A 19,743-nucleotide genomic window follows, 5' to 3' on the forward strand; every position below is an offset into this window, starting at 1 on the left:
CGATCCGGTCTCGTCCGATGCCCAGGCACTTGTTTTCAGCCATGTAATCGATTCCAATCATCCGTGTAATCGATTCCACGGCTCGTTCCGCTGGTTTCGAGACCCCCGGAAACCACAAGGAGGTGGCCCGGAAATGGCGAGCATCAAGGATGTCGCGGCGCATGCAGGAGTCTCTGTCGCCACGGTCTCCCGCGTTCTCAACAGCCATCCGTCCGTCAGTCCCGACGCACGCGCCCGCGTCCTCGCCGCCGTCGAAGCCCTCGGCTACCGGCCCAACGCCGTGGCCCGCTCGCTGCGCACCGACCAGACGCGCACGCTCGGCCTGGTCATCAGCGACGTGCTCAATCCGTACTTCACCGCGCTGGCCCGCTCCGTGGAGGAGGAGGCCCGCGCGCTCGGCTACAGCGTGATCATCGGCAACGCCGACGAGCGGACCGAGCAGCAGGACGACCACGTCCGCACGCTCCTGGACCGCAGGATCGACGGACTCCTGGTCTCGCCCGCCGACGGTGAGTCCCCGCTGCTGCTCGACGTCGCCCGCACCGGCACCCCGATGGTCTTCGTGGACCGCTGGATGCCCGGGGTGGACGTCCCTGTCGTCCGCGCGGACGGCCACCGTGCGATCCAGGACCTCGTCGCCCACCTGTACGCGCTCGGACACCGCAGGCTCGCCATCATCGCGGGACCGGCGGCCACCACCACGGGCGACGAGCGTGTCGAGGCGTTCCGCGAAGCGATGCGCACCCACGGGCTCGCGCTGCCCGACGCCTACATCGGCCAGGGCGACTTCCAGGCCGACAGCGGCCGACGCGCCACCGAGAGCTTCCTGTCGCTCCCCGAACCGCCCGAGATCGTGTTCGCCGCCGACAACCTCATGGCGCTCGGCGCCCTGGACGCCATCCGCGCACGCGGGCTGCGCGTCCCCGAGGACATCGGCATCGCGGCCTTCGACGACATCCCGTGGTTCGTCCACACCGGCCCGCCGATCACCGCGATCGCCCAGCCGACGGGCGAGCTCGGCCGCGCCGCCGTGCGCGCCCTGGTCGACATCGTCGAGGGCCGGCCCCCGCAGTCCGTCACCCTGCCCGCACGCCTCGTCGTACGCAGCTCCTGCGGCGAGCGGACCTCCGGCCCCGGGAGCAACGAGTGAGCGAATCAGTCGAGTTGCTGCGCATCGAAGGCGTACGCAAGACCTTCCCCGGCGTGGTAGCCCTGGACAGCGTCGACTTCGACCTGCGCAGCGGTGAAGTGCACGTCCTGCTCGGTGAGAACGGAGCGGGGAAGAGCACCCTCATCAAGATGCTCTCCGGCGCCTACCGGCCGGACAGCGGCCGGATCTTCGCCGGCGGCCAGGAGGTGCGCATCCACGGCGCGCAGGACGCCGAGAAGCTCGGGATCGCCACGATCTACCAGGAGTTCAACCTCGTACCCGATCTGACGGTCGCCGAGAACATCTTCCTCGGCCGGCAGCCCCGCCGCTTCGGCATGATCGACCGCAGGCGCATGGAAGCCGAGGCCGAGGTGCTGCTGCGCCGCGTCGGCCTGCACGTCTCGCCCCGGGCGAAGATCCGTGAACTGGGCATCGCCCGCCTGCAGATGGTCGAGATCGCCAAGGCGCTCAGCCTGGACGCCCGCGTCCTGATCATGGACGAGCCGACCGCGGTGCTCACCTCCGAGGAGGTCGACAAGCTGTTCGGGATCGTCCGGCAGCTGCGCGCCGACGGCGTCGGCGTCGTCTTCATCACCCACCATCTCGACGAGATCGCCGCCCTCGGTGACCGCGTCACCGTCCTGCGCGACGGCCGCAGCATCGACCAGGTGCCCGCCTCGACCCCCGAGGCCGAGCTCGTCCAGCTCATGGTGGGACGCAGCATCGACCAGCAGTACCCGCGCGAACGCCCGGAAACCGGACAGCCGTTGCTCTCCGTGCGCGGGCTCACCCGCGACGGTGTGTTCCACGACATCAGCTTCGACGTGAAGGCCGGTGAGGTCGTCGGCCTCGCCGGACTCGTCGGGGCGGGGCGCACCGAGGTCGCCCGCGCCGTCTTCGGCGCCGACCCCTACGACTCCGGTACCGTCGACGTCCGCGGCGAGCGCCTCGGCAAGCACGACGTGACCGCCGCCATGGGCGCCGGGATCGGTCTCGTCCCCGAGGACCGCAAGGGCCAGGGGCTGGTGCTCGACGCCTCCGTGCAGGAGAACCTGGGCCTGGTCACCCTCCGTTCGGCGACCCGCTCGGGACTCGTCGACGTCAAGGGCCAGCGCACCGCGGCCGCCCGCATCGCCGAGCAGCTGGGCGTCCGGATGTCGGGCCTCGGCCAGCACGTCCGCACCCTGTCCGGCGGCAACCAGCAGAAGGTCGTCATCGGCAAGTGGCTGTTGGCCGACACCCGGGTCCTGATCCTCGACGAGCCGACGCGCGGGATCGACGTCGGCGCCAAGGTCGAGATCTACCAGCTCATCAACGAGCTGACGGCCTCCGGGCACGCCGTCCTGATGATCTCCAGCGATCTGCCCGAGGTCCTCGGGATGAGCGACCGGGTCCTGGTCATGGCCCAGGGGCGGATCGCGGGTGAGCTCCACGCCCAGGAAGCCACCCAGGACGCAGTGATGGCACTCGCCGTCAGCGCCGCCCCCGTAACAGCCCCGTCCACCGAGGGCGACAAGCACACCGAGAACGACGAGGAGAGCCCCCGTGGCCACTGACACGCATCCGAGCAAGGCGGGCGCGGGCAGCGCCGGACACACCCTCCGCCGCCTCCTGCTCGACAACGGCGCCCTGAGCGCCCTGGTCGTCCTCCTGGTGGCGATGTCGCTGCTCTCCGGCGACTTCCTCACCACCCAGAACCTGCTGAACGTCGGTGTCCAGGCCGCCGTGACCGCGATCCTCGCGTTCGGTGTCACCTTCGTCATCGTCTCCGCCGGCATCGACCTCTCCGTCGGCTCGGTCGCCGCCCTCTCCGCGACCGTCCTCGCATGGTCGGCGACCTCCGCGGGCGTCCCGGTCTGGCTCGCGGTCATCCTGGCCGTCGCCACCGGCATCGCCTGCGGGTTCGTCAGCGGCGCCCTCGTCGCGTACGGCAAGCTGCCCTCGTTCATCGCGACGCTGGCCATGCTCTCGGTCGCCCGCGGTCTGTCCCTGGTCATCTCCCAGGGCCGGCCGATCCCGTTCCCCGAGTCCGTCTCCGTGCTCGGTGACACGCTCGGCGGCTGGCTGCCCGTCCCGGTCCTCGTGATGATCGCGATGGGCCTGATAGCTGCACTCATCCTGGCCCGCACCTACATCGGCCGCTCCATGTACGCCATCGGCGGCAACGAGGAGGCGGCCAGGCTCTCCGGCCTGCGGGTCAAGAAGCAGAAGCTGGCCATCTACGCCCTGTCCGGCCTCTTCGCCGCCGTCGCGGGCATCGTCCTCGCCTCCCGTCTGGTCTCCGCGCAGCCGCAGGCCGCACAGGGGTACGAACTCGACGCGATCGCCGCGGTCGTCATCGGCGGCGCGAGCCTCGCCGGCGGCGTCGGCAAGGCGTCCGGCACCCTGATCGGCGCACTGATCCTCGCGGTCCTGCGCAACGGCCTCAACCTCCTGTCCGTGTCCGCCTTCTGGCAGCAGGTCGTCATCGGGGTCGTCATCGCCCTCGCGGTGCTGCTCGACACGCTCCGCCGCAAGGCCGGTTCCGGTGCCGCGACCGCGGGCGGTTCGTCCGCCGCACCCGGCGGACCGGGCAAGGGCCGCAAGGGAGCGATGCAGGTCGGCATCGCGGTGGTCTGCGTGGCGGCCGTGATCGCGGCGGTGACCTTCTTCAAGTCCGGTTCCACCGGCACCACCACCAAGGTGGGCATGTCGCTCTCCACCCTCAACAACCCCTTCTTCGTGCAGATGAAGGAGGGCGCGCAGGCCGAGGCCGAGGCGGCCGGAGTCGACCTGACCGTCACCGACGCACAGAACGACGCCTCGCAGCAGGCCAACCAGCTGGAGAACTTCACCAGTTCCGGGGTGGACTCCGTCATCGTCAATCCGGTGGACTCCGACGCGGTCGGCCCCGGTGTGCGAGGCGCCAACAAGGCCGACATCCCGGTGGTCGCCGCCGACCGGGGCGTCAACAAGGCCGAGACCGCGACGCTCGTCGCCTCCGACAACGTGGCGGGCGGCAAGCTCGCCGCGAAGACGCTCGCCGACCGGCTCGGAGGCAAGGGCAGCATCGTCGTCCTCCAGGGCACGGCCGGCACCTCCGCCAGCCGTGAGCGCGGCGCGGGCTTCGCGGAAGGCATCAAGGCCTACCCGGGCATCAGGATCGTCGCCACCCAGCCGGCCGACTTCGACCGCACCAAGGGCCTGGACGTGATGACCAACGTGCTCCAGTCGCACCCCGGGATCACCGGCGTCTTCGCCGAGAACGACGAGATGGCCCTCGGCGCGGTGAAGGCCCTGGGCAGCAAGGCCGGAAAGTCCGTCGCGGTCGTCGGCTTCGACGGAACCCCGGACGGTCTGACGTCGGTCGGGGCGGGCACCCTGTACGCGTCCGTGGCCCAGCAGCCCAAGGAACTGGGGAAGATCGCGGTACGGAACGCGGTCCGGGCCGCCGAGGGCAAGAAGGTCGACAGCATGGTGAAGGTGCCGGTCAAGGTCGTCACCCGGCAGAACGTCGCCGACTTCTCCTGATCACGGAAGGCACGATCCAGATGTACGCGAATGAGGACTCCGCGCCCTCCCGCTACGACCTCCTGGTCGTCGGCTCGGCCAACGCCGACCTGGTCGTCGGCGTCGACCGGCGCCCCGGGCCCGGGGAGACGGTGCTCGGCACCGACCTCGTCGTCCACCCCGGCGGCAAGGGCGCCAACCAGGCCGTCGCCGCCGCCCGCCTCGGCGCCCGAACGGCGCTGCTGGCACGGGTCGGCGACGACGCCCACGGCCGGCTGCTGCGCGCCTCGCAGCAGGAGGCCGGCGTCGACACCGGCGGAGTCCTCGTCGGCGGGGCGCCCACAGGCGTCGCGCTCATCACCGTCGACCCCTCGGGGGACAACAGCATCGTCGTCTCCCCGGGTGCCAACGCCCGGCTGTCCCCCGGGGACATCAAGGCGGCGGGCCCTCTGTTCGCGGCGGCCCGCGTCGTCTCCGTCCAGCTGGAGATCCCGCTGGACACCGTCGCCGAGACGGCCCGCTCCCTGAGCCGGGACGCGCGTCTGGTCCTGAACCCGTCCCCGCCCGCGCCGCTCCCCGACGAAGTGCTGGCCGCCTGCGACCCGCTCGTCGTCAACGAGCACGAGGCGCGCTTCATCCTGGGGGAGGGCGCGGGATCCACTCCGGAGGAGTGGGCCCGGGGGCTCACCGCGCTCGGACCCCGCTCGGTGGTGATCACGCTGGGCGCGGACGGCGCGCTGGTCTCCGACACCCGTGCGGGCGAGCCCGTGCGCGTACCGAGCCCCCGGGTCGACGCCGTGGACACGACCGGTGCGGGTGACGCGTTCACCGCTGCCCTCGCCTGGCGGCTCGGCCTCGGCGAGGAGCTCGCCGACGCCGCGGCCTTCGCCGTGCGCGTCGGCGCGGCGGCCGTCACCAAGGAGGGCGCGCAGGCGTCCTTCCCTACCGCGGAAGAGGTCGCGGCACTGTGAAGAAGTCAGGCATTCTCAATCGTCATCTCGCGGGAGCGCTGGCCGAGTTGGGGCACGGCGACGGCGTCCTGATCTGCGACGCCGGCATGCCCGTCCCCTCGGGCCCCCGCGTCGTCGACCTGGCCTTCCGTGCGGGAGTCCCGTCCTTCGCCGAGGTCCTGGACGGGCTGCTGGACGAGCTGGTCGTGGAGGGGGCGACAGCGGCCGAGGAGGTGCGGCGGACCAATCCTGAGGCCGCCGACCTCCTGGCCTCCCGCCTCCCGGAACTGACGCATGTGCCCCACGAGCAGCTCAAAGTACTCACCGCCTCGGCCCGTCTGGTGGTGCGGACAGGGGAGGCGCGGCCCCACGCGAACGTGCTGCTGAGGTGTGGAGTGTTCTTCTGAGGGTCCGTCAGGTATGGGCGGTCCTAGTCCGTCCGCCCGTACCCGGCCGACGCCGGGCATCCGGTGGGCTGCCCATGGCGTGGCCGGCGTCCGCCCCGGGTCGGTGACCTCGTCCAGCACGTCGAACGCCTCCTTTCGGTGCGGCGCCCCGCGCTACGCACTGTTACGCTCCTTCCCGTGACTGCCGGGTCGGCCATGGGCCATGTACGAGTAGGGCGCCCGGCTGTGGCATGAGCGCGTGGCGGGCACGAGCCCCGCCCGCACCGTCGTGCAGTTCCGGCCGGCGCCCGCGACGAGGCGCCCCGTCCCAGCGGAATTCACGACACGGAGACGTATCCTCATGCCTCACACACCACCGCAGGACCCACTCGCCCAAGAGGGCGTCGACGTGGTTCAGTTGAACCACCTCGCCGTGTACGCCAGTGACCGGGCGCTGTCGGCGGAGTTCATCGCCGCCGTCCTCGGCCTGGAGGTCGGCCGCCCCTTCGGGCCCTTCCTGCCCGTCGACCTCGGGAACGGCGTGACTCTGGACTACTACGAGCTGCGCGGTGAACCGGTGCAGTCGCAGCACTACGCCTTCCTCGTCCCGGACGCGCAGTTCGACGGCATGATCACCCGGCTGGGCGCGCTCGGGGTCACGCACTACGCCGACCCCCAGCACGACGAACCCGGGCAGATCAACAGGCTCTTCGGGGGCCGGGGCACCTACTTCAAGGACCCGGACGGCCACAACATGGAGATCATGACCAGGCCCTACGCCCGGTCCAGGTAGCCGGCCCGGGCCCCGGTCACAGGTCGGTGAGGCCGTCGACCAGCTCGGCCAGCGCCGAGGCCAGGGCGTCTAGCCCCGGGCCCGAAGGGCCGCCGGGCTCGGACATGTAGAGGTCGCGCCGGATCTCGATCATCAGCGCGCTGACCCTCCGGTCCTTCCCGTAGTGCTTCAGCGGGACGTACGTACCGGGGAACGGGCTGTCCAGCCCCGTGCCGCCGAATCCGGCGAACGCCGCCTCCGCCCGGGCCAGGAGCCCGGGCGGGGTGTGGAAGCCGTCGGTGCCCAGGCAGACCGGCGGGCGCGGCCCGGCGCCGTGCAGTTCGTACGGGAGCGCCGTGGTCGGGTACGAGTGGACGTCGATGACGACCGCGCGCCCCGTGGCCGCCAGCCGCTCGTCGACAGCCGCCGTCATCGCTCGCGCGTACGGGTGGAAATAGCGGTCGAGCAGCGGGCCGGGGTCCAGCCCGGAGGCCCGGAGCTGCTCGCGGTGAGTGGTCCGCGTGTAGACCGCGCCCATGCCGACGGCCAGCATCTCCTCCCGGTCGTCGGGGAACCGCTCCGGGTCCACGACCAGTCGCGACAGGCCGTTGACGAAGCGCCAGGGTGCCGTGGCGCCGGCCGCGCAGGCCCTGGCGGCCAGCTCGGCGGTGTGGGCGTCGGTGATGTGGTCGAGCTCCGTCTCCAGCGCCGCGTCGTCGAGCACGATTCCGCCGCGCACCTCCTTCGGGACGACCCGGGAGGAGTGGGGGACGTGCAGCAGAACCGGCGATCCGACGGCACCGGGCACGAGCCGGAAGGGGAGAGGGGTGGTGCTCAACGGCGCTCTGCCTCCGTGAGTTCCGCGGCCTTCGTGTGTCCGGTGGATTGCGCGAGTCCGACGGAGTCCGGGCCCCGGACGGAGTCCGTGCTCATCGGGGCGGCCATGCGGAAAGTCTACGCTGGCACGCGTCCCGGCTCCGCACCCCTCTCTTCACCCAGGAGGCTCCGCCCATGTCGGACCTGGAGATCGATGCCGTCGTTCTCGACGTGCTCGGCACGCTCGTCGACGAACCCGCCGGCCTCCGCGCCGGAATCCGTGAACTCGTACCGGGGCTGCCCGAGTCGAGGGTCGAGGAGCTTCTGTCGCTGTGGCAGGAGCACATCGAACGCGAGCAGGGCCGCATCCTCGACGGGGGCCGGACCTACCTCCCCAGCGACGAACTCGACCGGGAAGCCGCCACCGTCGTGGCCGGTGCCGCCGGAGTGGACGACCCGGCCGCCGTGGCATCCCTGGCCCTCTCGGGCCGCCGGCTCCCGCCGTGGCACGACACGGAAGAAGGGCTCGCCCGGATCGCCGAGCGCTTCCCACTGATCGGCCTCTCCAACGCGAGCCGTACGGCACTGCTGGGTCTCAACGCCCATGCGGGACTGCGCTGGCACCAGGCCCTGTCCGCCGAGGACGCCCGGACCTACAAGCCGCATCCCGCGGTCTACCGGTTGGCCGTCACGGTCTCCGGACGGCCCCCCGAGCGGCTGCTGATGGTCGCCGCCCACGCCTGGGACCTGCGGGGAGCGCAACGTCTCGGCCTGCGCACCGCCTATGTCGCCCGGCCCGTCGGTGATCCGCCCGCGCCCTCGGACAGCTTCGACCTGTACGCCGACGGCCTGGCCGATCTGGCAGCCCAACTGGAGGAGTCCGGCCGGCCCTGCCCGGGCCTTTGGAGGTGAATCGCCGCGTGCACCGGTCCCTGACGCGATGACGGACGCCCGCCCCGAGCGGCTTCCTTTCGCACCGCGTCGAACTCCGGTGCGTGGAAGCCGCTTCGGGGCGGGCGTCACCGCTCGTCGAGGTGTGCGCGGACCGGTGGGGCCGCTGCGCCCGCCGACGCCTGGACGATGTCCGTCCGGGCGGGGCGGGTCCGTCGCCGTGCCGGTCCTCGGGAGGGGTCAGCTCGCCCAGACCTCGGCGTCGTCGGCAGGGACGGTGGTGGCGAGCTTCAGCTCCTTGCGGGCGTCGACCGACTTGTTCGGGTCGATGCCGGTGAAGGCCAGGTCGTACGCGATGTAGAAGGCGTCCGTGTCACCGGCCGACGCGGCGTCCTTCCACGCGTCGGCGGCGTTCTTGAGCTGCTTGGCCAGCTTGACGGTCTCCGGCTGCTCGATGCCCTCGAGGTTCGTGAGGTGGGCGTCCAGAGCCGTGGAGACGGCCTTGGCCTGCTTCTTGTAGCCGGCGAGGTCGTCCTCGATCTGCTCCGCCTCGGGCTGGTTCGCCCACAGGGCGTCGTAGACGGCGCCCGCACCCTTGAGGTACGCCTTCTGGTCGGCGTTCAGGGAGTCGTTCTTCAGCGACTCGGTGAAGGTGCCCGTCTCCTTGGCATACGTGCAGCTCACGGCCCGGTCGCCGGTCGCCCAGCTCTGGCTGGTGGGGTAGTAGTAGAAGAGATCGACGCCCGCGGGTATCGCCCAGGTGTCGGAGATGAACTTCTGCGACTCGGTCGGGCAACGCTCGTCCGCGATCTTCGACGCCCCCTCGTCACCGGGGTAGGCGGACTCGCCCTCGATCTTGAACTCGCCGACGACCTGGCCCTCGTGGGGCTCCTCGCACGGGACGATCTCGACGCTGAACTCCTCGCTCTCGTTCACCCCGCTGTTCGGGTTGTAGCAGTCGCCCGGGGTGAGCGAGAAGACCGAGCGCTGACGGACGACCTTCTTGGCGCCGGCGGTGGCGCTGTCGATGGCGTCGGAGCAGCCGACCGCGCCGATCGCGAGGAGGACGACAAGGGCGGACATGCCGCGGGCGGAGCGAGACGTGACACCGGGAAACATGGCTTTGGGCATCCTCAAACGGAAGTTCTGTGAACAGATGTGCGCATCGTATGGCATGCCTGTGACATGTCTGTGCACAGGTGATGCCCGGAGCGCTCCGCAACCATAACCCTTGTGAACTGAGTCAACAGCTGTCATCCTGGAGTAGCGGCAGCGTCGGGGGGCGCTCAGTTCGGCTTCACCTCCTCCGCCCGCGAGGACACCGGAAGTCCGGGCCGCACGAGAGACGGGGCGCGCATGAGAAGCCTGCAGACCGCGACGCTCCTCGCGTCGACGCTGGGAGCCGCCCTGATGGCCGGGCTCTTCTGCGCCTTCGCGTACGCCGTCATGCCGGGCCTGGCCCGAACCGACGACCGCGCCTTCGTCCGGAGCATGCAGCACATCAACCGATCCATCGTCAACGGCTGGTTCCTGACGCCCTTTCTGCTGCCGCTGCCCCTGCTCGTCCTGGCGACGGTTCTCGCGGCGAAGGGACACAGCCCGGGAGCCCTGCCGTGGATCATCGCGGCGCTCGCTCTGTACGCTGCGGCGTTCCTGGTCACCGGCGCGCGGAACGTCCCGCTCAACGACGCCCTCGACGCGGTGCCGCAGGATGCCGCGCCCGACCGGCTCACCGAGGCGCGGGCGGCGTTCGAGAGCGACTGGGTCACCTGGAACACCGTCCGCGCCGTCCTCCACACCGCCTCGCTCGGCGCACTGCTGTGGGCGGTCCACCTGCACGGCACGGGCGTGGGCGAGTTGAGCCCCTGACGAGGGCTCCCGGCGTCCGGTGCCGGAGTGTCAGGCCGCGACGGTGAGCGCCGGCCTGGCCGGCACGGGGGCACCGGCGGCCGTCATGGTCGCCGCGGTACCGGCGGGCCTCGTCGCCGGGGCGAGGACCACCACCCGGAGCAGTGCGAAACGCCCGACGCCGGCCATCGCCGACGCCGACAGATACACGGACTGCTCGACCAGCACCGATGGCGCCGACTGCACGGCGTGCAGAACCAGCAGAGCCCCGGTGGTGAACACGTAACTCACGGCCACCGTCAGACCGGACTGGAGATGCACACGCCATCCACCCCGGTTCGTCCGGAACGAGATCCTGCTGTGCAGCTCCGTCGCGATCACCGTGCCGACGACCGTGATCACGGCATTGGCGACGACCAGCGGCACGTGTGCGCCGAGCAGCACCAGTGCACCGCTCGACGCCAGGCCGACCCCGCCTCCGCACACGACGAAACGCAGGAACGCCGTGACGAGCGGATGAGCGGTGCGGCGCTTCGGCCGGTGCGCGGGGGCGGTCACGGAAAGCCTCCAGTCGGGGTGTGCGGAACAGTGCACTGATTGCACTCCACAGCCTGGACCCGGCGCGTCCCCCGGACGATACGGAAAGGCCCCTGATTCTTTGGGGGGTTGTCCCCCCTTGAAGCCCTGGGGGACAACCCCCTCGGAGGCGGGGACGCGGGGCGCCGCGTGACGCGGGGCACTGGCTCTCGTTTGACCAAGGCCGTCGCTGTCCGTCGTTCGGTCAAGGTGAGGAGCCGCCATGTACGCAGCCGGACGGGTGCGCCCCGCGCCGAGGGACATTTCTCCCCGGCCGGCCGGACGGGTGCCAGGTCCACTTCCCTGGCTGGCCGTCGTCGCCCTGGTGCTCGTCACCGTGCAACTGACCTTCGTCGTACCGGGATCAGGGCTTTCCTGGGACGAGACGGTCTATGTCAGCCAGGTGGGAGGCAATGCCCCTCCCGCGTTCTTCAGCGCACCGCGCGCCCGGGGGATCACCTATCTCGTCGCTCCGGCAGCGGCGTTCACCGCGTCGACCACCGTGCTGCGGATCCATCTCACGCTGCTCTCCGCCGGAGGGCTGGTCCTCGCCCTCTGGATCTGGCGCAGGGTCCTGCCCGCACCCGTACTCGTGGGCGCGGGCGCGCTGTTCGCCGGTCTGTGGCCGACGCTGTTCTACGGCCCGGCCGCCATGCCCAACCTGTGGTGCGCCCTGGGTGCCCTGGCCGCTACCGGGTGGGTCGCGAGGGCCCTCGGCGGTGGCGCGGGACGCGGCCCCGGCCGTGCGGAGGTGATCGGCGCCGGTGCCGCCGTGGCGCTGGTCGCCCTGATGCGGCCCTCCGACGGATTCTGGCTCGCGATGCCCCTGGCCCTCGCGGCCGTCCTGCTGCCCGGCCGGCGCCTGCCCGGCCTGTGCGCCGCGCTGGTCACCGGGCTGGTGGCAGGCTGCGCACCCTGGGCCGCCGAGGCGTACGCCCACTACGGCGGTCTCGGCGCCCGGCTCCACCGGGCCGGTGAGATCCAGGGCGGGCTGGGCTGGAACATCGCCGTCGACGACCATCTGCGGGCCCTCGCCGGGCGCACCCTCTGCCGACCCTGCGACATCGGCTGGGAGAACCCCGCCACCGCCCTCTGGTGGGCCGCGCTGCCCCTGCTCGTCATCGGCGGCATCCGTGCGGCCCGAAGGGCAGGCCGGGGCGCGACGGCGCTGCTGGCCACCGCGGCCGGGGTCTCGACGGCCGTGCCGTATCTGTTCCTCGTCGGCTACGCCGCGCCCCGCTTCCTGCTGCCCGCCTACGCGCTGCTGGCCGTCCCGGCGGCCGAATGCCTCGCGCGGCTCTTCGCCCGGACGCGGGGCGCCCGCAGACCCGTGGGCGCCGTCCTGCTGGCCCTGGCCCTGGCGGCGCATCTCACCGTCCAGCTCTCCGTCCTCAGCCATGTGGTCCGCACGAGCCGTGCCACGACCACGGAGTTCGCCGCCGCCGCCCGCGCGCTCAACGGCGCGGGGGTGCGCCCGCCGTGCGTGGTCAGCGGGGACCAGGCCGTGCCGGTCGCGTACTACGCGGGCTGCGCCTCCCGCCAGACCGACGGCCATGACGCGAGCACCACTCCGGAGGTGCTCCTCGCCGCGGCCCGCCGTCTCCCGACGGCCGTCCTGGTGACCGGGGGTGACGACCCGCCGGCCTTCGCCGAAGGACTGCCGGGCATGCCCCTGCCGCCCGGCCGGGGCCCCGGGACCGGTCGGGCGTATCTGCTGCCCGGCCCCGCCCAGGGACGGGAGGCGGCGAGCGGACCATCCGGCTGACCTCAGCCGCCGGCTCGCCCGTCGTCGACCTGATTCCCGGACGGGAGCCGGGCCGTCACATGGAGGTCGACGGTGCGATATCGCGAGCTGGGACGCAGTGGAACGGACCACTTCGACGTGGTCCGGTTCCACGTCCGGAACGACGTCCGGCTGGGCCGCGCGGACTGGCTGGAGACCGTCGCCGACCTGAAGAAGGAGGGCAAGCTCCGGCTCATCGGTGTCTCCGTCAACGACCGACTCCGAGGTCCCCGGGCGCGTCCGGGTGCGCCGTCCGCCACGCCGCCATCGAGAGGTCCCACTCGTCCCCGGAGAGCGCGGTCAGCGAGGCCGGGAAGAGGCCGTCCTCCTCCTTGGCGATGTGCCGGTGCAACTCGTCCACCGCTTCCCGCAGTTGTCCGACGTCCTCGGCGCGGCCCAGATCGACACGGCCCAGGAACGCGGCGAGCTCCCGGTGCTCCCGTACCAGCGCGTCGATGTAACCGGCGTACTCCGCGTCGCGGCCCATCACCGCGAAGAGCCCCTGCTCCTCACCCTGCCAGTGGGCGAGCAGTTCCCGCGCCATCCGCGCGACCAGCTCCCCGGCCAGAGCCCGATCGCCGTGGTCCAGGGCCCGCAGGGCGTCGCCGGCCGTGTCGGTCACGGACTCGTGCTCCGCGATGAACTCCTTGATCAGTGGGATCTCGCGGCAGCCGCAGTAGTGACACATGCGCCCACCGTAGTCCGACAGGCGGCATATGGGCCGATTGTGACGCCGGGGCCGCCGGCGTCTGCCGAGGGCCGGTCACAGCTTGTACAGCACACCCCGCCAGGTCCATCCCGCGTCGAGGACCGCCTCCCGCAGTGGGTCCTTCATCTCCGTGGGGTCGAAGCGGAACACCTCCGTGGCCTCCGCGCGACCGTCGGCTCCCCGCCCGATCCGGTACGACCGGGAGACCATGGTCACCTGACCCCGGGAGTACTCGCGCGACTCCTTGAGCCGGGGCGTGTCCCCGGCCCAGGTCACCTCCCACTGCTCGTCGAAGGTCCGCACCTCGTGCTTCTCCGGGACCAGGCGCATCCGGGTCTTCACGGTCCGGTCGAGCCGCGTCCGTACGAAGAAGGTGCGCATCGCCGGTTCCGTGACCCGCCACTCCGCCACGAGGCCGGCGCCCTCGTCGGGAGTGGCGTTGCGTACGCGGTACGGCACGTCGGGCCCGTTGATGGCGAAGAGGGCGGCCCGGACCTCCTCCGCCGAACGCGGAGCGATGCCCTTCTCGGGGTGCCTGGTGCCGGTCAACGTGTCGAAAATGCCCATCGGATCATCGTATCGGGCACCGAGTGCGTGTCCCGGATCGTTCCGGGCGCCGTGGAGGGCGTCCCGAGGGCTGCTACTTCTCCGCCGCAGCGGAGTCCTCGGCGGCGACAGGGTGGATGCGCGCGCCGGTCCGCAGCAGATGGTCCCGGTAGTCCTGCGTGTTCAGAGCCAGCGAGCGGTCCAGCCGCGCGGCGTTGAAGTACATCTCCTCGTGCTCCAGCACCCGCGGATCCACGATGAGTTCCAGATCCGTATGGAAACTGAACGGGAGGATCGTGCCGCTGACGCTTCCGGAGAGCTCCTCGGCCCTGTCCGCCGAGGCGAACGAGACGTAACTCCCCTCGGCCAGAGCCTTCAGGCCCTGCAGATCGACCCGGGTGTCTCCCGGGACGACGGCGAGGAAGTACTGCTTGGTGCGCTTGCCCGTCTTCACCATGACGACCAGGCACTTGGCCGCCTGCTCCACCGGGTTCCCACGGAGTCGGCTGACCTCCTCGGTGCGCCCTTCGGGGGTGTGGTCGATGACGCGGTACCGGGCGCCGTGCTCGTCGAGCAGCGACACCAGCCGCAGATAGGCATCGCCGCCGGTGACGTCCACGGAGACGACCACGGACTCCTGCTGGGCGGATGCGGACTGCTGGGGCACGTTTCCATCCTTCGTCGAATTCTGGGCGGTCCTGGTGACGCGCGGACGCGTTGCCGTCACGACGATAGTCCGTCCGTGCGCCGGCCCGCCCCCGAAGCGGCACCGGTGATCGATTGTTCGCCAACGGGCTTGCCCCCTGGGTAGGTTGGTGGCGCCCACGCGTGGGCCCTGCTCACCAGCACACCCGAAGGGGCCACCGACCACGTCGACGCGGACCTCTACGACCCGGAGAGCGCGAGCGTCCCCGCCGATGTGGACGCCTTCGGCGGAGCCGGATACAAGCAGTAGGGGACGGCCGTCGGCACGGCGGACCCGCCCGGCCCGCCTTCCGGCACGGCGGACCCGCCCGAAAGGCGGGACCTCCACGCCCCGTACGTCAGAGTGCCGCCCCGACCTCACCCGTGGTGGCGGCACGAGCCGTGGGCACCTCCGCGGGCCGCTGCGCCGGGACCACCAGCGGGCGCAGCGCCCGGGGCCCCGCGACGACCGAGTAGTCCTCGCCCAGGAAGCCGGGGGTCAGGTCGCCCGGGTCGTCACCGAGCGCCAGGCGCACCGCGGCCCACGGCGCGTTCAGGCCGCACTGGGCGAGCTGGTGCAGTCCGCCCGCCGGGCGGGTGTTGACGTCCATCAGGACGGGCCGGCCTTCGTACATCCGGAACTGAATGTTCGTCAGCCACCGCAGCCCGAAGGTCCGGGCCACCAGCCTGGCCGGCTCGATCCACGCGGGGCGGAGCGTGAAGCCCCGGCGTCGCCCGTTCTTCGTCCGTCCCACCGCCATCCTGACCTCGCCGTCGGGCCCGGTGAGGCAGTCCACGGACACTTCCGGCTCGTCCAGCCGGGGCATCACGAGCCAGTCGACACCACGCCCGCCACTGCTCCGCAGCGCATCGGTCACCAGGTCGAGGGGCACATACGGGCTCGGGAAGCCGCCCAGGTGCAGCAGGGAGAACGGGGCCCGCGTGACGATGCGGAACCCGACGCCACCGGCACCGGCGGCGGGCTTGAAGCAGGCCTTGCCGCCCGTGGCCTCGATCGCGTCGACGGCCTCGACCAGCTCCTCCTCGGTGCGCACCCGCCACCAGGGCGGCACGGGTATCCCCACGGCCGCCACCGCCTCGTACGCCGTCACCTTGTCCTGGAACAGCGTGCAGGCCTCGGCGGGCGGGGCGAGCAGCGTCGTGCCCCGCGCGGCGAACTCGTCGTGGTGCGCGGCGATCGCCGCCTGGTGGAGGACGGGTACGAAGACATCGATGGCGCGCCTGGCGCACTGGTCCAGCGCGTATTCGACGTATGCCGCAGGGGAGAGGCCCTCCGGTTCGGGAGCCGCCGTGTCGGCCGCGGCCAGCACGGGGGAGTCCGGATCCCCGTGGGTCGCGTGCACCAGGACCTGCCGCCCGTGCGGATTGTCCCGGAGCTGGTCGATGAAGAAGACGTTCTCCGCGTACGTGCGGTTGAGCCAGATACGTACGGGAGAGCCCATTCAGGCCGCCTTCCGGGTTCGTGGGCACGGCAGCGCTGCGGCCCGTGCCCGGGCAGAGAGGGGGACGCACGAAACCACGGCAGACCAAGGGAAGTTGCACGTGGCGGGTGTGCTGGGGCGATCATAGGGCGCGTCGGCCCGCTGGACTGCTACGCCCGTGTTACGAATGCCGGGGCCGACGGGAGGCCGCCCTCGGGCATCACAACGGGCGCCGACTGAAACGTCCCGGTAATCCGCTCGGCGCGGGAGTTCTCCAGACTCGCCGGGGAAGCGTCGGAGCAGCAGATGGAGGCGGTGCCGTGGCGGGCGCACCAGCACGCGGACGAGGGGCCGGAGGCGGCGAGGAGCTGTCCCACCGCACCATCCACGGCTACCGCCGTGCGTACCGGATGGCGGGCCGGGGGCCCGTCATCCTGCTCATCCATGGCATCGGCGACTCCTCCGCGACCTGGGCGGACCTGATCCCCGAGCTGGCCCGCAACCACACCGTGATCGCACCCGACCTGCTCGGCCACGGGGATTCGGACAAACCCCGGGCCGACTACTCGGTGGCCGCCTACGCCAACGGCATCCGGGACCTGCTCGGAGTCCTGGGTATCGAACGCGCCACCCTGGTCGGGCACTCGCTCGGCGGCGGTGTGGCCATGCAGTTCGCGTACCAGTACCCCGAGCGCACCGACCGGCTGATCCTGGTGAGTGCGGGCGGCGTGGGGCGGGAGGTCAACCCCGTCCTGCGGGCCGTGTCCCTGCCGGGCGCCGACCTGATGCTGTCCACGCTGCGGCTGCCCGGCATGCGCAGCCAGGTCGGCCTTTTCACCCGGCTGATCAAGCTGCTCGACACCGACCTCGGCCAGGACGCGGACGAGCTGATCGACCTCGTGGACGCCCTCCCCGACGCCACCTCCCGCAGCGCCTTCATCAGCACCCTGCGCGCGGTGGTCGACTGGCGCGGCCAGGTCGTCACCATGCTGGACCGCTGCTATCTGGCCCAGGGGATGCCGACGCTCCTGCTGTGGGGTTCACGGGACAGCGTCGTTCCCGTGCAGCACGCCTACGGCGCCCACGCCGCCATGCCCGGCAGCCGCCTGGAGATCTTCGACGGCGCGGGGCACTTTCCCTTCCACAGCGACCCCGTGCGCTTCCGCGCCCTGGTCGAGGACTTCATGAGCACCACCGCTCCGGCCGACTGGAGCCAGGAACGCTGGCGCGAGCACCTCCGCGCCGGCCGCCCGGGCAGCTCCGACGGCACGCCCGACCCCGCCTTCGACCGCGCGGTGGACCGCGACCTGCGGGAGGCGAGCGAGCGCAGCGCCACGTGAGGCCGGGGCGCGCCGGCCTCACGTGGCGAGGACCTTCCCTACGGCTTCCTGGCGACCGCGCACCACATGGGCAGGGTGTCGTCCGGGGTGTCGGACGGGCCCGGACGCCACCGGGTCAGGGTGACCACGCCCGGGTCCAGGATCTCCAGGCCGTCGAAGAAGCGCTCCACCTCCTTCTGGGTGCGCGGGGTCGCCGAAGCGTGGCTCGCGGCACGCTCGTTGTAGATCCGCATGGACTCGGCGACCTCGGGGGCGGTCACATCGGCGGCCGGGTGCGACAGGACCAGATAGCTGCCGGGGGCGAGCCGGTCCAGCAGCCGGCGGGCGATGTCCCACGGGTCCTCGGAGTCCTTGATGTACTGGAGGATCGCCACCAGCATGAGGCCGACCGGCCGGCTGAGATCCAGGGTGCGGGAGGCCGCGTCGAGGATCGCGTCGACGTCCCGCGCGTCGGCCTGCACATAGTCGGTCTGCCCCTCGGGGCCGCTGACGAGGAGAGCCCGGGCATGGGTGAGCACGATCGGGTCGTTGTCGACGTACACGACGCGGGAGTCGGGGGCGGCGAGCTGGGCCACCTCATGGGTGTTCTCCGCGGCGGGAATGCCCGTGCCGATGTCGAGGAACTGGCGGATGCCGGCCGAGGAGAGGTGACGGACCGCGCGCCCGAGGAACGCCCGGTTGGCCCGGACCGAAGGCACGATCGTCGGGTTCGCCTCCGCGGCGAGCTCGGCGGCCTCCTGGTCCACGGGGTAGTGGTCCTTGCCTCCCAGCCAGACGTTGTAGACCCGTGCGGGGTGGGCGTTCGTCGGGTGGGGGGTGGGCAGCGCGTATTCGTTCATCGTTCGTCACCTCGTGCGACCAAGACAGCCGGATCGGCCTTGTGTTCGGCCACGGTACCCCGGTGATCCACGGCCCAGCGGTGGCGGCCGGCCCGCTGCCCGCCACCTCACGAAGTGACGGGCCGGCCCGCCGTTAGCCTCCTTGCGCGGGCGGAGGCGGCGATGCTGCGGGGGGCCGTACGGCGTCCTCGGCGGCGCGGGTCCGCGGAGCGCCCGCGCCCATCTCCCCGGCCGGCGGCGGGACGTGCGGAGACGGCCCGACGAACCGGTGCTGGGCCAGGCACACCAGCGCCAGCGTGGCTCCGAGCACCGGCCAGGCGAGCGGCCCCGCGGTCACGGCGGCGCCGACGACGACGGGGCCGAGGCTGCGCTGCGCCGACTGCGCCAGGCCGTGCACACCGAGGTACGCGCCCTGTGCCTCCCCGGGGGCGAGGGAGACCGAGAGTTCCCAGGACGAGAGCGCGTGCAGGATCTCGGCGATCGTGAAGGCGACGGCCGCGACCAGGACCGCGACGGTGGCGAACCACGGGCCGCCGTCCGCCGACGCCGCGAGCGCCACGCCTCCGGTCAGGAAGGCCGCACCGATGGGCACCAGGAGCCGACGGGCCGCCGCCCGCGTCTCGCCGAAGCGGGACAGGGGCACCTGGAGCGCGATCACCAGCACGCTGTTCAGTACGAGGACCAGCGGTGCCAGCCCGACCGGGGCGGTGGTGGCGTGGACGATCCACAGGGGGAATCCGACCTGGAGGATGCTGTCGTCCAGGAACAGCCAGATCTCCGAACCGGTGAAGGCCAGGTAGCGGCGGTCCCTCCAGGGTGTCGGCCCCCTGGTGCCGGTGACGGGCACGCCGGGACCGGTGACGATCCGGCTCGGGGCCGGCGGTTCCGCGCAGCGGAGCGTCAGGACCGCGATGACCGCGTAGGACGCGACGTTGGCGAGCAGGAGCGCCCGGTAGGACGCGGCGGTGCCCACGGTGAGCGCGGCGGCGGCCCCGGCCGCACCCACCGCCCAGCCGATGTTGACCGCGGTGCGCTGGATCGCCTGGTACCGGATGCGGTGGGGACCCGCGACACGCGCGGCGAACAGCTTCGTCAGCACGCTCGACGCGCGGTCGGGCAGCGCGCCCAGCGCCGAGTAGAGGACGAGCAGCCCGTACTCGTTCGTGGACAGCAGGGCCAGGAGGGCAGCGCCACGGGCCAGTTGGGCGACGACCAGGATGCGGGTCACCGGGAAACGGTCGGCCAGCCGCCCCGCGATCGGCGGCCCGGCTATGCCGAGGATGCCGGACAGGCCCATCAGCACACCGATCTGGGCTACCGACAGATGCGCGACGTAGATGAAGTAGAGCGTCGCCGCCCCGGTCCACAGGCCCGTGCCCACCTTGTCGATGACAGCGACGACCAGCATCCGCCTGCCGTCCCGGCCGCCCGGCACGGCGAGCCGCCGGACGAGCGGTACGCGGCTCGGTGTCTGTCGCATCGGCCCCCCTTGACATCTCTTTTGTATCGGTACAATAATTTC

19 protein-coding genes and 1 pseudogene are annotated in these 19,743 nt (G+C 71.8%); 11 read left to right on the forward strand and 9 right to left on the reverse strand.

Annotation, left to right across the window (positions count from 1 at the left end; translation table 11 throughout):
• The first annotated feature begins 133 nt into the window (after positions 1-133).
• The 6 genes from AMK10_RS18370 to AMK10_RS18395 all read left to right on the forward strand — a co-directional run bounded on the left by AMK10_RS18370 (position 134) and on the right by AMK10_RS18395 (position 6,768).
• Positions 134-1,150, forward strand: a complete 1,017-nt coding sequence (locus AMK10_RS18370) for a LacI family DNA-binding transcriptional regulator (RefSeq protein WP_073748876.1) — start codon at positions 134-136, stop codon at positions 1,148-1,150.
• Positions 1,147-2,706 carry a sugar ABC transporter ATP-binding protein gene (locus AMK10_RS18375; RefSeq protein ID WP_073748877.1) on the forward strand — a complete coding sequence of 520 codons (1,560 nt, stop codon included), beginning with the start codon at positions 1,147-1,149 and terminating at the stop codon, positions 2,704-2,706. Before AMK10_RS18370 ends, AMK10_RS18375 begins: the two co-directional genes overlap by 4 nt.
• Entirely contained in the window at positions 2,696-4,660 is a 1,965-nt protein-coding gene (locus AMK10_RS18380; RefSeq protein ID WP_073748878.1) for an ABC transporter permease/substrate-binding protein, read from the forward strand. Before AMK10_RS18375 ends, AMK10_RS18380 begins: the two co-directional genes overlap by 11 nt.
• Positions 4,661-4,680: 20 nt before the next feature.
• Positions 4,681-5,610 carry a ribokinase gene (locus AMK10_RS18385; protein ID WP_073748879.1) on the forward strand — a complete coding sequence of 310 codons (930 nt, stop codon included), beginning with the start codon at positions 4,681-4,683 and terminating at the stop codon, positions 5,608-5,610.
• The gene (gene rbsD, locus AMK10_RS18390; protein WP_073748880.1) at positions 5,607-5,996 is read left to right on the forward strand and encodes a D-ribose pyranase; all 390 of its coding nucleotides are present in this window, start codon (positions 5,607-5,609) and stop codon (positions 5,994-5,996) included. Before AMK10_RS18385 ends, rbsD begins: the two co-directional genes overlap by 4 nt.
• Positions 5,997-6,336: 340 nt before the next feature.
• Positions 6,337-6,768 carry a VOC family protein gene (locus AMK10_RS18395; protein ID WP_073748881.1) on the forward strand — a complete coding sequence of 144 codons (432 nt, stop codon included), beginning with the start codon at positions 6,337-6,339 and terminating at the stop codon, positions 6,766-6,768.
• A 16-nt stretch (positions 6,769-6,784) separates the two neighbouring features.
• On the opposite strand, the gene AMK10_RS18400 is transcribed toward AMK10_RS18395, so the two are convergent.
• Positions 6,785-7,585, reverse strand: coding sequence for an N-formylglutamate amidohydrolase (locus AMK10_RS18400; RefSeq protein ID WP_073748882.1), 801 nt, complete (start codon positions 7,583-7,585; stop codon positions 6,785-6,787).
• Positions 7,586-7,758: 173 nt separating this feature from the next.
• Between AMK10_RS18400 and AMK10_RS18405 the strand changes: the two genes are divergently transcribed.
• A complete protein-coding gene (locus tag AMK10_RS18405; protein WP_073748883.1) occupies positions 7,759-8,475 on the forward strand; it encodes a haloacid dehalogenase type II in 717 nt (238 codons plus the stop codon).
• Between the two features lie 219 nt (positions 8,476-8,694).
• Here the strand turns inward: AMK10_RS18405 and AMK10_RS18410 are convergent, their stop codons facing one another.
• The gene (locus AMK10_RS18410) at positions 8,695-9,573 is read right to left on the reverse strand and encodes a septum formation family protein (RefSeq protein ID WP_073748884.1); all 879 of its coding nucleotides are present in this window, start codon (positions 9,571-9,573) and stop codon (positions 8,695-8,697) included.
• 237 nt (positions 9,574-9,810) lie between these two features.
• On the opposite strand from AMK10_RS18410, the gene AMK10_RS18415 reads away from it, so the two are divergent.
• On the forward strand, positions 9,811-10,323 hold the full coding sequence (locus AMK10_RS18415; protein ID WP_073748885.1) for an anthrone oxygenase family protein: 513 nt from the start codon (positions 9,811-9,813) through the stop codon (positions 10,321-10,323).
• A 30-nt stretch (positions 10,324-10,353) separates the two neighbouring features.
• Here AMK10_RS18415 and AMK10_RS18420 read toward each other — a convergent pair whose 3' ends face one another.
• Positions 10,354-10,860, reverse strand: coding sequence for a hypothetical protein (locus tag AMK10_RS18420; protein ID WP_073748886.1), 507 nt, complete (start codon positions 10,858-10,860; stop codon positions 10,354-10,356).
• A gap of 241 nt (positions 10,861-11,101) precedes the next feature.
• Here AMK10_RS18420 and AMK10_RS18425 point away from each other — a divergent pair, with 241 nt between their 5' ends.
• A complete protein-coding gene (locus AMK10_RS18425) occupies positions 11,102-12,643 on the forward strand; it encodes a hypothetical protein (RefSeq protein ID WP_073748887.1) in 1,542 nt (513 codons plus the stop codon).
• A 226-nt stretch (positions 12,644-12,869) separates the two neighbouring features.
• Here the strand turns inward: AMK10_RS18425 and AMK10_RS18435 are convergent, their stop codons facing one another.
• The 3 genes from AMK10_RS18435 to AMK10_RS18445 form a co-directional block, all read right to left on the reverse strand.
• Entirely contained in the window at positions 12,870-13,349 is a 480-nt protein-coding gene (locus tag AMK10_RS18435) for a hemerythrin domain-containing protein (protein WP_073748889.1), read from the reverse strand.
• A 75-nt stretch (positions 13,350-13,424) separates the two neighbouring features.
• A complete protein-coding gene (locus AMK10_RS18440) occupies positions 13,425-13,937 on the reverse strand; it encodes a hypothetical protein (protein WP_073748890.1) in 513 nt (170 codons plus the stop codon).
• A gap of 73 nt (positions 13,938-14,010) precedes the next feature.
• Entirely contained in the window at positions 14,011-14,535 is a 525-nt protein-coding gene (locus AMK10_RS18445) for a YbaK/EbsC family protein (RefSeq protein ID WP_073749337.1), read from the reverse strand.
• Positions 14,536-14,736: 201 nt separating this feature from the next.
• On the opposite strand from AMK10_RS18445, the pseudogene AMK10_RS38690 reads away from it, so the two are divergent.
• Positions 14,737-14,817 (forward strand): annotated as a pseudogene (locus AMK10_RS38690) (SAM-dependent methyltransferase); the annotation flags it as partial.
• A 142-nt stretch (positions 14,818-14,959) separates the two neighbouring features.
• Here the strand turns inward: AMK10_RS38690 and AMK10_RS18450 are convergent.
• Positions 14,960-16,063, reverse strand: a complete 1,104-nt coding sequence (locus AMK10_RS18450) for an ATP-grasp domain-containing protein (protein ID WP_073748891.1) — start codon at positions 16,061-16,063, stop codon at positions 14,960-14,962.
• A 299-nt stretch (positions 16,064-16,362) separates the two neighbouring features.
• Between AMK10_RS18450 and AMK10_RS18455 the strand changes: the two genes are divergently transcribed.
• Positions 16,363-17,382, forward strand: a complete 1,020-nt coding sequence (locus AMK10_RS18455; protein ID WP_073748892.1) for an alpha/beta fold hydrolase — start codon at positions 16,363-16,365, stop codon at positions 17,380-17,382.
• Positions 17,383-17,420: 38 nt separating this feature from the next.
• Here AMK10_RS18455 and AMK10_RS18460 read toward each other — a convergent pair whose 3' ends face one another.
• Positions 17,421-18,221, reverse strand: coding sequence for an SAM-dependent methyltransferase (locus AMK10_RS18460; protein ID WP_073748893.1), 801 nt, complete (start codon positions 18,219-18,221; stop codon positions 17,421-17,423).
• A 133-nt stretch (positions 18,222-18,354) separates the two neighbouring features.
• On the reverse strand, positions 18,355-19,701 hold the full coding sequence (locus tag AMK10_RS18465) for an MFS transporter (RefSeq protein WP_079180758.1): 1,347 nt from the start codon (positions 19,699-19,701) through the stop codon (positions 18,355-18,357).
• Between the last annotated feature and the right edge of the window lie 42 nt (positions 19,702-19,743).

The sequence above is a fragment of the Streptomyces sp. CB02058 genome, assembly GCF_001905505.1.
Classification (GTDB): Bacteria; Actinomycetota; Actinomycetes; order Streptomycetales; family Streptomycetaceae; genus Streptomyces.